The organism is Rhizobium sp. Leaf311 (genome assembly GCF_001423445.1).
Taxonomy (GTDB): Bacteria; Pseudomonadota; Alphaproteobacteria; order Rhizobiales; family Rhizobiaceae; genus Agrobacterium.
In genome coordinates, this window is record NZ_LMNZ01000024.1 from 130,257 (window position 1) to 130,524 (window position 268).

The 268-nt window shown below is 56.3% G+C and carries 1 protein-coding gene; it reads left to right on the forward strand.

Features of this window, described 5'->3' with window-relative positions; all coding sequences use genetic code 11:
- Positions 1-268, forward strand: a 268-nt coding sequence (locus ASF69_RS23230; protein WP_156462159.1) for a transposase, incomplete at both ends; no start/stop codon positions are given.

Here is a 268-nt window from a genome sequence, read left to right on the forward strand (position 1 = left end):
TATTGAGCAGAGTTTTGAACCTGGCGAGACGGTATCATCGACCGCTCGCCGCCATGGCGTTGCGCCCAATCTGCTGTATCGATGGCGCAGGCTATTGAGTGAGGGAGGTGCTGCAGCCGTGGATTCTGACGAGCCGGTTGTCGGGAATTCTGAAGTGAAGAAACTGGAGGATCGCGTTCGGGAGCTGGAGCGCATGCTCGGCCGTAAGACGATGGAGGTCGAAATCCTCCGCGAAGCCCTTTCCAAAGCGGACTCAAAAAAACGGATA